General features: G+C 34.0%; 10 protein-coding genes. 9 read left to right on the top strand and 1 reads right to left on the bottom strand.

Features of this window, described 5'->3' with window-relative positions; translation table 11 throughout:
- Nucleotides 1–35 precede the first annotated feature (35 nt).
- The 9 genes from deoD to GYM76_RS02740 all read left to right on the top strand — a co-directional run bounded on the left by deoD (nucleotide 36) and on the right by GYM76_RS02740 (nucleotide 11,679).
- Nucleotides 36–752, top strand: coding sequence for a purine-nucleoside phosphorylase (gene deoD, locus GYM76_RS02780; RefSeq protein ID WP_220225805.1), 717 nt, complete (start codon nucleotides 36–38; stop codon nucleotides 750–752).
- Between the two features lie 189 nt (nucleotides 753–941).
- The gene (locus GYM76_RS02775; RefSeq protein WP_065733810.1) at nucleotides 942–2,180 is read left to right on the top strand and encodes a nucleoside permease; all 1,239 of its coding nucleotides are present in this window, start codon (nucleotides 942–944) and stop codon (nucleotides 2,178–2,180) included.
- A 259-nt stretch (nucleotides 2,181–2,439) separates the two neighbouring features.
- Nucleotides 2,440–3,603, top strand: coding sequence for an adenosine deaminase (gene add / locus GYM76_RS02770; RefSeq protein WP_220225804.1), 1,164 nt, complete (start codon nucleotides 2,440–2,442; stop codon nucleotides 3,601–3,603).
- Nucleotides 3,604–3,629: 26 nt separating this feature from the next.
- Nucleotides 3,630–5,591, top strand: a complete 1,962-nt coding sequence (locus tag GYM76_RS02765; RefSeq protein ID WP_220225803.1) for a bifunctional 2',3'-cyclic-nucleotide 2'-phosphodiesterase/3'-nucleotidase — start codon at nucleotides 3,630–3,632, stop codon at nucleotides 5,589–5,591.
- A gap of 10 nt (nucleotides 5,592–5,601) precedes the next feature.
- Complete coding sequence (locus GYM76_RS02760) at nucleotides 5,602–6,018, top strand: cytidine deaminase (protein WP_370632586.1); 417 nt, start codon at nucleotides 5,602–5,604, stop codon at nucleotides 6,016–6,018.
- Nucleotides 6,019–6,174: 156 nt separating this feature from the next.
- Nucleotides 6,175–7,476: a pyrimidine-nucleoside phosphorylase gene (locus tag GYM76_RS02755; protein WP_220225801.1), complete on the top strand. Its 1,302-nt coding sequence runs from the start codon at nucleotides 6,175–6,177 to the stop codon at nucleotides 7,474–7,476.
- 25 nt (nucleotides 7,477–7,501) lie between these two features.
- Complete coding sequence (gene ushA, locus GYM76_RS02750; RefSeq protein ID WP_065563169.1) at nucleotides 7,502–9,175, top strand: bifunctional UDP-sugar hydrolase/5'-nucleotidase UshA; 1,674 nt, start codon at nucleotides 7,502–7,504, stop codon at nucleotides 9,173–9,175.
- A 112-nt stretch (nucleotides 9,176–9,287) separates the two neighbouring features.
- Entirely contained in the window at nucleotides 9,288–10,835 is a 1,548-nt protein-coding gene (locus GYM76_RS02745; protein ID WP_370632585.1) for a YjjI family glycine radical enzyme, read from the top strand.
- Nucleotides 10,810–11,679: a YjjW family glycine radical enzyme activase gene (locus GYM76_RS02740; RefSeq protein ID WP_065563171.1), complete on the top strand. Its 870-nt coding sequence runs from the start codon at nucleotides 10,810–10,812 to the stop codon at nucleotides 11,677–11,679. Before GYM76_RS02745 ends, GYM76_RS02740 begins: the two co-directional genes overlap by 26 nt.
- A gap of 213 nt (nucleotides 11,680–11,892) precedes the next feature.
- Here GYM76_RS02740 and GYM76_RS02735 read toward each other — a convergent pair whose 3' ends face one another.
- Nucleotides 11,893–13,362 (bottom strand): hypothetical protein, encoded by a 1,470-nt coding sequence (locus GYM76_RS02735; protein WP_220225799.1) that lies wholly within the window; start codon nucleotides 13,360–13,362, stop codon nucleotides 11,893–11,895.
- Between the last annotated feature and the right edge of the window lie 367 nt (nucleotides 13,363–13,729).

Here is a 13,729-nt window from a genome sequence, read left to right as displayed (position 1 = left end):
TAGGACGTTTTTTAGTAATAAATCAGGAGAGTTAAATGCCTACCCCTCATATCAACGCCGCCGATGGTGCTTTTGCTCAAACGGTATTAATGCCCGGCGATCCATTACGAGCTAAGTTTATTGCCGAAACTTTTTTAGATAATGCTAAAGAAGTAACGAATGTCAGAGGAATGCTCGGTTTTACTGGTCAGTATAAAGGTAAACAAGTTTCTGTTATGGGGCATGGAATGGGTATCCCATCTTGTTCTATTTATACAACCGAATTGATTAAGTTTTATGGTGTTAAAAACATTATTCGTATCGGTTCGTGTGGTGCAATTAGTCCAAATGTTAATCTTGGTGATGTTGTTATTGGTATGGGCGCTTGTACGGATTCTAAAGTGAATCGTTTGCGTTTTAAAGATCATGATTTTGCTGCCATCGCTGACTTTGGTCTTGTTTGTAATGCAGTTAATGCAGCTAAAGATTTAAATGTTAATGTGAAGGTTGGTAATATTTTCTCAGCTGATCTGTTTTATAGCGTTGAGCCTGATCTTTTCGATATCATGGAAAAATACAATATTTTAGGTGTCGAAATGGAAGCTGCTGGTATTTATGGTGTGGCGGCTGAATATGGCGCAAAAGCGTTGGCGATTTGTACGGTATCAGATCATATTCGAAAAGGCGAAGCGATGTCTTCCGAAGAACGCCAGCTAGGCTTCAAAGAGATGATTACTGTTGCGTTAGAGTCGGTATTACTCAATTCAGATTAAATTAATGGCAGAATTTCTGCCATTTTTTTTGTTTAAGAAATAAAAGTTTTACATTGACTGTCATTAATCAACTTTATCAGTAAATGTGTTTGACGTTATAACTAACGCATCGATAGTAATAACAATTTTTATTTATTTATTAATTTTATCTAATAGGTTAGAAGAGAACTCATTTAATAAGGAAACGAAATGAATATTAAGTTCAAACTTAAAGTTATATTTTTCTTGCAATTTTTTATCTGGGGTAGCTGGCTTATAACTTTAGGCTCTTACATGATGGAGACCTTGCATTTTACTGGAACAACAGTAGGTACAGTTTATGGTACTATGGGCATAGCATCCTTATTTATGCCAGGTCTGCTTGGTGTTGTGGCAGATAGATGGATTCCTGCTAATCGTTTATTCATGCTTTGTCACTTATTTGGGGCAATAACCCTTTTTATTGCCGCTTCAGTCACAACACCATTTATGATGGTCGTGGTAATTTTAATTCATTGTTTAGCATTTATGCCAACTATCGCGATTTCTAACTCAATTTCTTATTCTTGTTTAGAATCAGAAGGTCTTGATGTTATATCGCAATTCCCTAGTATAAGAATTTTTGGTACTATCGGCTTCATTGTTGCTATGTGGCTTGTTAGTTTCTTAAAAGTTGGATTAAGCAATGTACAGCTCTATATTGCAGCTGGCGGTTCGATTTTACTCAGCCTATATTCATTAACATTGCCATTAATTGTCATTGCTAAAGATGAGTCAAAAAGAAAGTCGCTTGTAAGTTCTTTAGGTTTAGATGCATTTGTATTATTCAAACAACCTAGAATTGCTATCTTTTTTGTCTTTGCTGTCTTCCTTGGTGGTATTTTACAAATTACCAATACTTTTGGTAATCCGTTCTTACTTTCATTTAAAAGTATTCCGGAATATGCTGATAGTTTAGTTGTGCAATATCCGTCAGTATTGCTATCTATTTCACAAATGTCAGAAGTTGTATTTATTTTATTTGTACCATTTTTTATGAAAAGATTTGGTATCAAATATGTCATGTTAATCAGTATGTTGGCATGGGTTGCTCGGTTTGGATTATTTGCTTTTGGCGATCCATCACCTGTAGGTTTCACGTTACTTCTTCTGTCAATGATTGTTTATGGTTGTGCATTTGATTTCTATAATATTTCGGGTTCTATGTACGTTGATAAAACAGTTTCACCAGATATCCGTAATAGTGCACAAGGTTTATTTATGATTATGACCAATGGTATTGGGGCTTATTTAGGTTCAACTATCAGTGGTGTTGTTGTGGATCTTTACACTGTAAATGGTGTCATTGACTGGCGTACAATTTGGTTAATTTTTGCAGGATATTCTTTATTACTTGCTATTATTTTTGTCTTTATTTTCAAGAATGATACTCTTGAGAACAGAAATTAATACCAAACTCAAGGCAAGGTTAATATTAAATAGATAGACTAAATTAACCAATTTGGCCACATCAATAGACAGGCATCTAATTTGTTGCCTGTCTATTGTTGCCACTTGATTTCAAAGAAATTGATAAGTCACACAAAATGTATGGAAAATAATTGTCTTATCAAGGTAGAATAAAATGCTTGTAAAAGTTGTATCACTTTAGTCTGATGAATAATTTACAAGTGCCCTATAAGCATATACTTAAACAGATTAGAACTAGATGAATAAGCAAATAATCCCAAAAGTTATACTTCATGAGCATGTGGAAGGTAGTATTACACCATTTATGGCAAAAAAACTAGCCGATAAGAATCATCTGACTTTTCCTGATTCATTATGCTATCGACCCGGTGAATATGATGCAACCGATTATAAAAATGGTCGATATAATTATGATGAATCCGATTTTGTTTCATTTATCCAAACTTATGATACTGTCTCTAATTTTGTTAAACATCCCGACGATTATTACCTAATTACTTACGATTTTTTAAGCAGAAATGCCAAGCAAGGGTTAATCTATTGCGAGCTATTTTTGTCTCCCTATCATATTTGTGCCATGGAAAGCGAAGGTAAAATAGTTTGGGATCAAGAAAGATTTAAACAAACGCTTAATCAAATGGATAAAGCGATTATTGATGTTCAAAAAGAACATAATATTACTGTAAGATACCATGTGATTGGCGTACGCCATCTGGGTGCCGATGTGGTATACGATACACTGCAATTTATTGAGAATAACCCCCACCCATTTATTACCGGATTTAATATCGCAGGTAATGAAAAAGCAGGTCATTTTGATGATTTTGAAAAAGCCCATCAACTTGCTTCTAAATTGAATTTAAAAAAATCTTATCATGCTGGTGAAATTGATTCTGCTGAAAGTATTATCCAAGCGCTTAAACATGGCGCGAATCGTATTGGACATGGTATCGCCGCCATTGAAGATGATAAGTTGATTGAGAATTTAATTGATAACAAGATCACTTTAGAAATAGCGCTTACTAGTAATCGTATTTTAGTCAATAAGTTAAATGGTGATATTCTTAATCACCCAATTCGACAACTTTATGATAGAGGGGTCAGAATAACGCTTAATACCGATGACGCAGGCATATTTGGCACCGATATAGAGAAAGAATATCAGCTCGCTGAGCATTTTTTTCATTTTTCTCGATTGGAACTGTTTGATATTACACTTTGTGGAATTGATGCTGCATTTATTGAACCAACCGAAAAATCACGTTTGTTTAATGACGTTTTAGCCTTTTTTACTAGTAATGATAAGCAATGTCTACAACAGGCAATCAACGATCAGCAATATCACCCGGCTATTATTGAACGATTTAAGAATTATCTCGTTTTATTATATGTTAATGATTAACAACATCAGAGAAATAGGAGATTGATATGAATAAAACCCGATTAAGCCTACTAACCCTATTAATATCTGGTTCACTTCAAGCAGCAACAGTAGATTTAAGAATTATCGAAACTACCGATTTGCACGGTAATATGATGAATTATGACTATTTCAAAGATCAGTACATTGATACTTTTGGTTTAGCTAAAACAGCTAATTTAATTCATCAAGCACGAAAAGAGGTAAAAAACAGTGTTTTAGTTGATAACGGCGATTTGATTCAAGGCAGTCCAATGGCTGATTATGCTTTGAATAAAGGTCTAAACAAAGGTGAGACTCATCCTGTTTATAAAGCACTTAATACGCTAGATTATGTAGTTGGTAACATCGGTAATCATGAGTTCAATTTTGGTTTAGATTTTTTACAAAAAAGTCTAGCTGGTGCTAATTTTCCTTATGTTAATGCTAATGTTTTTGATGCGAAAACAAATAAACCTTACTTTAGGCAATATATTATTTTAGATAAACCGGTCGTTGATAGAGAAGGTAAACAACACACTATTAAAATCGGTTATATTGGTTTTGTGCCACCACAAATTATGCAGTGGGATAAACTTAATTTGGAAGGTAAGGTAATTGTTAAAGATATCACTGAAACCGCGAAACAATTAGTGCCTGAAATGAAAAAGCAAGGTGCAAATATCATTGTTGCAATTCCGCATTCAGGTGTTTCTGCCGAACCATATAAGGCTTTAGCTGAAAATTCAGTCTATTATTTAAGCCAAGTTGAAGGTATTAATGCTATTATGTTTGGTCATTCTCATGGGGTCTTTCCTAGCGAGGATTTTAAATCATTGCCTAATACTGATATTAGCACCGGAAATATCAATCATGTGCCCGCAGTAATGCCTGGACAATGGGGAAGTCATTTAGGTGTAGTTGATTTAGTTATTGAAGGTGATAAAGCTAATTGGAAAGTCATTTCTGGTAAATCAGAAGCTCGCCCGATCTTTGATATTAAAAATAAAAAAGCATTAGTTGAATCAGATAAAAATATTACGAATGCGTTAAGAGACGACCACGAAGGTACCCGTGAATTTGTTGGTAAACCAATTGGCAAGGTTTCAACCGATATCAATAGTTATTTAGCATTAGTCGAAGATACTTCTGCTTTGCAAATTATTAGTGATACGCAAATTGATTATGTGAAACAGTTTGTTCAAGGTGATCCAGATCTGGATGGATTACCCATTTTATCGGCAATTGCGCCATTTAAAGCTGGTGGTCGTAAAAACGATCCTTCAGCTTATGTTGATGTTAAAAAAGGTGATTTAACTTTTAGAAATGCAGCTGATATCTATCTTTATCCTAATATTTTATCTGCGGTAAAAATAACGGGTAAAGATGTTAAAGAGTGGTTGGAATGCTCAGCAGGTGTTTATAATCAAATTGATATCAATTCGTCACAACCACAATATTTGATTAATTGGGATAAATTTAGAACTTATAATTTTGATACCATTGATGGTGTGAGTTATCAAATTGATATTACTAAACCTGCACGTTATGATGGAAATTGTCAGTTAATTAATCCTGATTCAGAACGTATCGTAAACTTAACTTATCAACAAAAACCTATTGCTTCCAATCAAGCATTTTTAATTGCCACCAATAACTATCGTGCTTATACCGGAACATTCCCTGGTACTGGTGGTAAAAATGTTAAATTTAATTCTCCGGATGATTTAAGGGTCATTCTTTCAGCCTATATTACTAATCACACTAAAAAACAAGGTGAAGTGAATGTGAAGGTTGATAATAACTGGCGAATTGCACCAATTACCAGCAAAATTAATTTGGATATTCGCTTTGAATCTTCCCCTACTGAAGAAGCCAAAGCCTATATTGAAAAACATTCATTGTACCCAATTAAGTTTATTGAAAAAGATAATTTAGGCTTTGGTGTATATCAACTTAATTTACAAGCACCAACAAAATCGCAAAACTAAAAATCTATTGATGATAACAAGGATTATGAATATGAAGATTGAAAAACTAATTGAACTAGCTAAAACAGCACGCTCAAAAGCTTATGTACCCTATTCTAAATTTCAAGTAGGTGCAGTATTAATTACCGAAGATGACGAAGCTATTTTAGGATGCAATATTGAAAATGCCTCATATGGCCTAGCCAACTGTGCTGAACGAACTGCGATTTTTAAGGCGGTATCAGAAGGTAAAACAAAATTTAAAAAATTAGTTGTGATTGGCGATACTGATGGACCAATTTCACCTTGTGGAGCTTGTCGCCAAGTCATTAGTGAATTTTGCGCCAAAGATATGCCAGTTATTTTGACAAATATGCATGGTAAAATCCAAGAAACCAATGTCGGTGAATTGTTGCCTTGGTCTTTTTCACCTAGTGATTTAGATTAGTATTATTTCTGAATAAGAAAATTTTAACTATCAAAAAATTTGATAGAAAATAATAAAAGAGAGTGATGAAGCTAAGATCAGAATTATCATCAATCCATATAATGGATGAAAAAATATAATCCTAATTTGATTTATTGATATTAAGAGAGAAGTGTAATGAGATTTGTAGATATTATTGAAAAAAAACGTGATGGACATGCCTTAACTACCGAAGAAATTCAATTTTTTATTACCAATTATACTAATGGTACGATTCCTGACTACCAAGTAAGTGCTTTACTTATGGCTATTTATTATCAAGGTATGACTTCGAAAGAATGTGCTGATTTAACTAGTGCTATGATGTATTCCGGTGATACTGTTGATCTATCATCAATTAAAGGTATTAAAGTAGATAAACATTCAACCGGAGGTGTGGGTGATACAACCACTTTAGTATTAGCACCATTAGTTGCTGCTTTAGATATTCCTGTTGCCAAGATGTCAGGTCGAGGATTAGGCCATACTGGTGGAACAACCGATAAATTTGAAACTATTCCCGGCTTTAAAATCGAATTAGGTAAGCAAGAGTTTATCGATCAGGTTAACCAAAAAGGTGTTGCGGTTATTGGTCAATCAGGTAACTTAACCCCAGCTGATAAAAAACTTTATTCATTACGTGATGTAACCGGCACGGTTAACTCTATTCCGCTGATTGCCAGTTCAATCATGAGTAAAAAACTGGCTGCGGGTGCTGACGCTATTGTGTTGGATGTCAAAACCGGTGACGGTGCTTTAATGAAAACGATGGAAGACTCTGAGAAATTAGCACATGAAATGGTTAATATTGGTAATCAAATTGGTCGTAGAACCATGGCGATTATCTCAGATATGTCTCAACCTTTAGGTTATGCTATTGGTAATGCCTTAGAAGTTAAAGAAGCCATTGATACATTAAATGGTCATGGTCCTGCTGATTTAACTGAGTTAGTTTTAACGCTTGGTAGTCAAATGGTTGTATTAGCCAATAAAGCTAAGACATTAGAGGAAGCAAGAGAAAAACTTCAAGAAGTCATTAAAAATGGTAAAGCGATAGAGAAATTTAAAACGTTAATTGAAGCTCAAGGTGGAGATAGCTCTGTTGTTGATCATCCTGAAAAATTAGCCAACGCCCCTTACCAAATCGATCTACCTGCACAAAAATCAGGTTATGTATCACGCATTATTGCCGACCAAATTGGTATTGCGGCGATGCAATTAGGCGCTGGACGTGCAACTAAAGAAGATGTTATTGATCCAGCTGTTGGTATTGTTTTACATAAAAAAGTGGGTGATAAAGTTGAAGTGGGTGAACCATTATTAACTATTCATTCAAGTAGCGATAAGATTGATGCAATTAAACAAAAATTGTATGACAATATTACTATCAGTGATAGTGCTAAACAACCACAATTGATTTTCAAAGTAATTACGGAATAGCTCTAATAAGGATTTGGGAGATGCCATGTATTGTTTTAAATTTAAACTGTCACTAGTTATTATTTTAGGTCTGTTCTCAGTTAATTCATTCGCAGCAGTTGCAACCAAGCAATCTACTGCACCTACTTGGGAAAAAGATAAGCCCTATTCTTTTACTATTTTGCATACTAATGACCATCATGGCCATTTTTGGCAAAATGACATTGGTGAATATGGTTTAGCTGCTCAAAAAACTGTAGTTGACCAAATTAGAAAAGAAGTATCCGAAAAAGGTGGGAAATTACTTCTGCTATCTGGCGGTGACATTAATACAGGCGTTCCTGAATCCGATGTTTTACAAGCTAAACCCGATTTTATGGGTATGAACAGTATTGGTTATGATGCAATGGCTGTTGGTAACCATGAGTTTGATCATCCTTTAGCAGTTATTCGTGAACAACAAAAATGGGCTCACTTTCCATTTTTATCAGCAAATACTTACTTCAAAAATACTGATAATCGCGTTTTCGATGCTTATAAAATGTTTGATTTAAATGGCATTAGAGTTGCGGTATTTGGTTTAACTACTGATGATACAATTTTCCTTGCTTCACCTAAAAATACTGACGGTGTTGAGTTTCGCAAAACCTTGCCTGAAGCAGAGAAGGTGATAAGTCAAATTAAAAATAATGAGCGCCCAGATATGATTATTGCGGTTACTCATATGGGACATTATGAAAATGGTGAACATGGTTCAATGGCACCGGGTGATGTTGAGTTAGCACGGGGATTGAAACCAGGTGATTTAAATATGATTGTAGGTGGTCACTCTCAAAACCCTGTATGTATGGCTAGCCCTAACAAACGTATTACTGAGTATGTTCCTGGCACGCCATGTGCACCCGATCAACAAAATGGAACTTGGATTGTTCAAGCTCATGAATGGGGTAAATATGTTGGTCGTGCCGACTTTGTCTTTTTAAACGGTAAAATTACACTGGAAAATTATCAGTTAATTCCTATCAACTTGAAAAAAGAAGTCGACAATGGCAACGATACTAAACGTCTTGAATACTACACTAGTGAAATAGAACAAGATAAAAAATTGTTAGAAACACTTAAACCTTATCAAGATCAAGGTAAACAGCAATTACTCACTAAAACAGGTGAATTAATCGGTCGTTTAGAAGGTGATCGTAGTGTAGTAAGATATCAACAAAGCAATATGGGACAGCTGTTACTCAGTGCCTTTATTGAAAAAACGAATGCTGATGTTGGCATTATGGCTGGCGGTATGATTCGTGATTCACTTATTGAAGGAAATATTACTTATCGTGATATTTTGAAAGTTGAGCCTTTTGGTAATACAGTTGTTTACTTTGAGTTAACCGGCCGTGAATTGGTGGAATATCTTAAAGTTGCATTAAGTAAAAAACAAGGTTCTGGTGGTTATACTCACTTAAAAAATATCACGCTAGCTGGCAATACGATTAGCGATATTAAAATTAATAATGAGCCAATTGATTTGCAAAAATCTTATCGTATTACCACGTTAGATTATTTAGCGGCTGGTGGAGATGGTTATCCCGTTACCAATACTTCACCAACTTATGTCGATACAGGTTACCGAGACGCGGATGTGATAAGAGAATATATTGAAGCGCACTCACCAATTAATGCGGCAGATTATGAACCGGTTAATTTCATTTTGGAAAAATAACGGTTTTAAAAAAGAAATGTAGAATATAAATGGCACGGGTAAAATTGGTATTATAAATTAGCCATTAAATTTAATTTTTTGCTTTCAACATATAGGTAATATAGAGGTATTTATGAACATGACAGAATTTCAAAAAAATTGTTACGATATTGTGACCGATCCCAATCTGTCACCTAAACAAAAAGCGAACCTTCTCGCTTTAGCAGCGGAAAATAATTTACCTTATGTTGATTTGGATAGTGAAACTAAGCAAGCCTTAGATGAGCGTGTAATTTGTGACATGTACGAAGGTCATGCACCGTATAAACCTCGTTATGTGTTACCAGATTATGCAAAATTCCTTAAACAAGGATCTGAGTATTTAGAGCTTGAGCCTGCAAAAAATTTTGATGATGCCATAAATATGCTGACAATTGCTTATCATCATGTTCCTTCGGTCACTGGTATGCCTGTTTATTTGGGTTGTTTAGATAAAGTGTTACTACCTTATGTTGGCAATTTAACAGAAGAAGAGCTTTATCAGCGATTAAAACGTTTTTGGATTATGCTTGATCGCAATCTTCCTGATGCATTTATGCACGCCAATATTGGTCCAACTGACAATGTGATCTGTCGAGTAATTTTACGTGTTGATCGTGAACTCAAACAAGTTGCGCCTAATTTAACATTTATTTATGATGAAGATATCACCCCAGAATCTTTACTAAATACAGCAATTGAGAATATCTGCCAAACAGCAAAACCACATATCGCTAATAATATGATGATCAAAAAAGATTTTGATGATAAAGGCTATGGTGTTGTGAGTTGTTATAACTCTCTCCCTGTTGCGGGTGGTGGTAGTACTTTATCCAGAATTAATTTAAAAGAAGTCGCATTAAAAAGTAACAGTATTACCGACTTTTTACAAAATACCCTGCCTTATTATTGCCAATTGCAATTGAACTTAATCAAAGCGAGATCGGAATTTCTTTATGAAAAATCGAATTTCTTTCAAAATAGTTTTTTAGTCAAAGAAGGACTAATTGACGCAACTCGATTTGCACCAATGTTTGGTATTTATGCTATGGCTGAAGCGGTTAATATTCTACAAGAAAAATCTAACTTAGCTGGTCGCTATGGTGTTGATGAAGATGCTAATGAACTAGCTACCTCCATTTCTGAGCAATTAGCCGACTTTATTGATAATCATAAAATTAAACATGCATGGCAAGGTAAAGCGATGTTACATGCGCAGTCAGGTATCAGTACAGACCGCGGTGCAACACCTGGTTTACGTATCCCTTATGGACATGAACCAGATCCTGTTACCCATATTATGGCATTATTTAAACACCATAAATATTATACATCTGGCATTAGTGATATTTTAACTATTGATGAAACAATTAAAAATAATCCATTAGCCTTAGTACAAATTTGTAAAGCAGCATTTAAATTTGGTTTCCGTGAATTTACGGCTAATATCAGTGGTAATGATCTGGTGCGTGTAACTGGTTATATGGTGAGATTATCAGATATCAAAAAATATAAAGAAGAAGGTTCGCGGATTAATACCACATTTTTAGGTAGTGAAGCAGCCGAAGATACAGTGAACAATAGTTACTTATGCAGGACCCCTAGGGTAATAAGCCATGAACAAGTCATGGGCAATCGTTAATAAAATTTTACCCTTTTCTTGTGTTGATGGACCGGGAAACCGGTTAGTCATCTTTTTACAAGGCTGCAATTTTAAATGTTTAAATTGCCACAATCCTTATACCATTTCACGGTGTAAGGAGTGTGGTGAATGTGTTGCTTCCTGCCCCCATCAAGCATTATCATTTATCAACAACAAAGTCATTTGGCAAAGTTCAACTTGCCAGCAATGTGATACTTGTATAAACACTTGTAACTATCAGTCAACACCGATGACTTATCGATACAGTATTGAAGATATTTTAAAACTTATCCGAAAATATCTACCTTTTTTAAACGGAATAACCCTAAGCGGTGGTGAGGCAACACTGCAACTAGCGTTTATTGAGCAGCTTTTTAGTGCGATTAAACAAGCTCAGGATTTAAAACACTTAAGCTGTTTTGTTGACAGTAATGGATATTTACCTCAAATGGGTTGGCAAAAAATAGTCAACGTAATGGATGGGGCAATGATTGATCTTAAAGCATGGGATAATCAAGTACATGAAGCATTAACTAGCAAGGGAAATTTAAGAGTTAAAAAGTCAATTGAATATCTTGCAAAAATGAATAAATTATATGAAGTCAGATTTCTAATTATTCCTAAGCATACCGATTTACAACAAAACGCTGAACATTTAGCTAATTTTTTAAAGCAATTTGATGCAAATATAAAAATTAGAATCAATGCATTTCATAATCATGGTGTGAGAGGTGAAGCCAAAACATGGCAGAGCGCCTCAAAACAACATATCGAAAATTTTGCTATGGAATTAAAACAATTTGGCCTGAAAAATATTGTTTTGCCAACTGTTTATTTATCATAATAGCGTTTTTTAATGAGTGTGTGCTTAATAAACCATTAACAGGCTTATTATAAAATTCCAAAATAATGTCTTAAATTTTTACCTCATGAGATTTTTGAAATAAAAATGAGCAGTTTGAAAACCTGCTCATTTGATTAACATCAAAATCAAATATTAAGATAAATCATTAATATCTGTTTAGATTTTAAAAAAATAGCTAATTGTATATCAACGTTAATATTTAACACATAAGGTATATGCTACATCTGGTTCAACAATAATATTACCTTCTACCATCCCCACACTGTAATATCTATAATTACCTAATACATCTTTTACCGATGATGGTTCACTGGTAAAATAGAAATCATAATTGATTAAACTTCTTAAATTTGGCGCACCAGACATCATATCTCGCCCAATATAATCAAGTGGGGAATAAAAGTAGGCTTTACCCCATTCTGGCAATAATCCTTCACCGATTGCTCTTCTATATCCATTATTTTTTACATAATAGTTATCATTAGTTGTTGGAACGGTAGCAAAACTAGAATTGGATAACTCAGCTCGTATTGGTAATCTATCATTATTATTTTGACAATAACTATTAGCGTTTTGCCAATTGCCCACCAAATTATTTGTAAAATATAACCAATGTTTTATAGAGAAAGTGTAATAAAACTGTGCTAACGTTCGATTATTGGTAACTAATATTACAAATTTATTATCTTGAGCTGGTACATTTTCGGTAAATTTAAATTCACTTTTAGAATCAGCGCTTGAATCACGAGAAGCACTAATTAGTGAATTATTCGGATTTTTAACCAAGGTATAACTATAATCTGAAATTGGATTTACCGGCACAATTCTAAAACGTGCATCCGGGAAACCATATGTTGGGAAGTAATTGCCGTTTTGATCTTTAGCGGAGGCCTTAAAACCTTTATGCATAGTAAATTGGTCTACGTTATAAGGAACATCAAGATCTATCGTATCAGCACCATAAGGAGCATAGTTATCCCCTTCATCCCATCCATTGTGCATAATCAGAGCCAATACACCAGGCCTAATATAACAGATACCATCATCAGCACTGACTTGAAATGTTTTAGAGACTTCTCTTGGTTCTGACTGATCAGGAGCACCGTACTGGGTTTTAGCAACAAATTGAATCGTTACTTTTACTGATGATTTTGCATTAGCCGTCGATGAATTACACACATCACTACCAAGTTGGGAAGTAGAATCAGAAGGAATTATGTTATTGTTTGAGTCCCGCCATTCAGTATTAATAGACTGAATGATAAAACTGCCGGTAGTAGCCACTTTGTCACCATCTACATCATTTATATCACTATCATTCAAACTTGAAGTATCTACCCCAAATGAATAAATACTTGGTGAAGTGTTGTAAGCAACAGAAATCTTATTATCAGTACCAGGCAAAACAATCACAGGATCAAGACCATCAATATTTAATTTAAATTGAATTCCATTTAAGATTTTTGTATCAGCAGATTCTAGAATTTCAGGCGGATTACCGTGAATATATTGCGTAGTGGTTGCAGCAAATGATAATGCGGCTAGAGATGTATGGCAAAAAAGGCAAAAAAAAGAAATAGCTGTAATATTAAATATTAATTGCATCAAATAAAATTTGGGGGAAACAAACATTTTACTATTCATGCTAATTCCTCTACTCATAAACTTTCCTGCAAATTAGAATAAAGTTATTGATTTAAAGTTTTAATAAACTACAGAATTATCAAATGATTGATAAAAATTGTTACCTATTACAATTTCAAATTTTAAAAACGGGTATAAGCAATAAAAACCATTAGAAAGTTATTAAATTGCATCCATGTAACGGTATATTTTTATTTAATATCTAGAGCAAAAACGACTATGTCGCTATCGAAAAAGTGTAATATTCAAATGTTGTTAATAAACTAATTTAAGAATATCAAAATAAGAAATGCTATTAAAAAGATCAGCGCAAAGTAGTTTAACTTTACTAACAGGCTGAATAAATAAGATAATTAATTGTATATGTTAAAAATAATCTACACAA

Source organism: Gilliamella sp. ESL0443, assembly GCF_019469165.1.
Classification (GTDB): Bacteria; Pseudomonadota; Gammaproteobacteria; order Enterobacterales; family Orbaceae; genus Gilliamella; species Gilliamella apicola_E.
The sequence above is the reverse complement of the archived record's forward strand: the minus strand, read 5'-3'. Positions and strand labels throughout refer to the sequence as shown.

What these genes read in the sequence shown, in the direction of transcription:
- deoD (WP_220225805.1), top strand. Translation starts at nt 36, where the DNA reads ATGCCTACCCCTCATATCAACGCCGCCGATGGTGCTTTTGCTCAAACG.
- GYM76_RS02775 (WP_065733810.1), top strand. Translation starts at nt 942, where the DNA reads ATGAATATTAAGTTCAAACTTAAAGTTATATTTTTCTTGCAATTTTTT.
- add (WP_220225804.1), top strand. Translation starts at nt 2,440, where the DNA reads ATGAATAAGCAAATAATCCCAAAAGTTATACTTCATGAGCATGTGGAA.
- GYM76_RS02765 (WP_220225803.1), top strand. Translation starts at nt 3,630, where the DNA reads ATGAATAAAACCCGATTAAGCCTACTAACCCTATTAATATCTGGTTCA.
- GYM76_RS02760 (WP_370632586.1), top strand. Translation starts at nt 5,602, where the DNA reads ATGATAACAAGGATTATGAATATGAAGATTGAAAAACTAATTGAACTA.
- GYM76_RS02755 (WP_220225801.1), top strand. Translation starts at nt 6,175, where the DNA reads ATGAGATTTGTAGATATTATTGAAAAAAAACGTGATGGACATGCCTTA.
- ushA (WP_065563169.1), top strand. Translation starts at nt 7,502, where the DNA reads ATGTATTGTTTTAAATTTAAACTGTCACTAGTTATTATTTTAGGTCTG.
- GYM76_RS02745 (WP_370632585.1), top strand. Translation starts at nt 9,288, where the DNA reads ATGAACATGACAGAATTTCAAAAAAATTGTTACGATATTGTGACCGAT.
- GYM76_RS02740 (WP_065563171.1), top strand. Translation starts at nt 10,810, where the DNA reads ATGAACAAGTCATGGGCAATCGTTAATAAAATTTTACCCTTTTCTTGT.
- GYM76_RS02735 (WP_220225799.1), bottom strand. Translation starts at nt 13,362, where the DNA reads ATGAGTAGAGGAATTAGCATGAATAGTAAAATGTTTGTTTCCCCCAAA.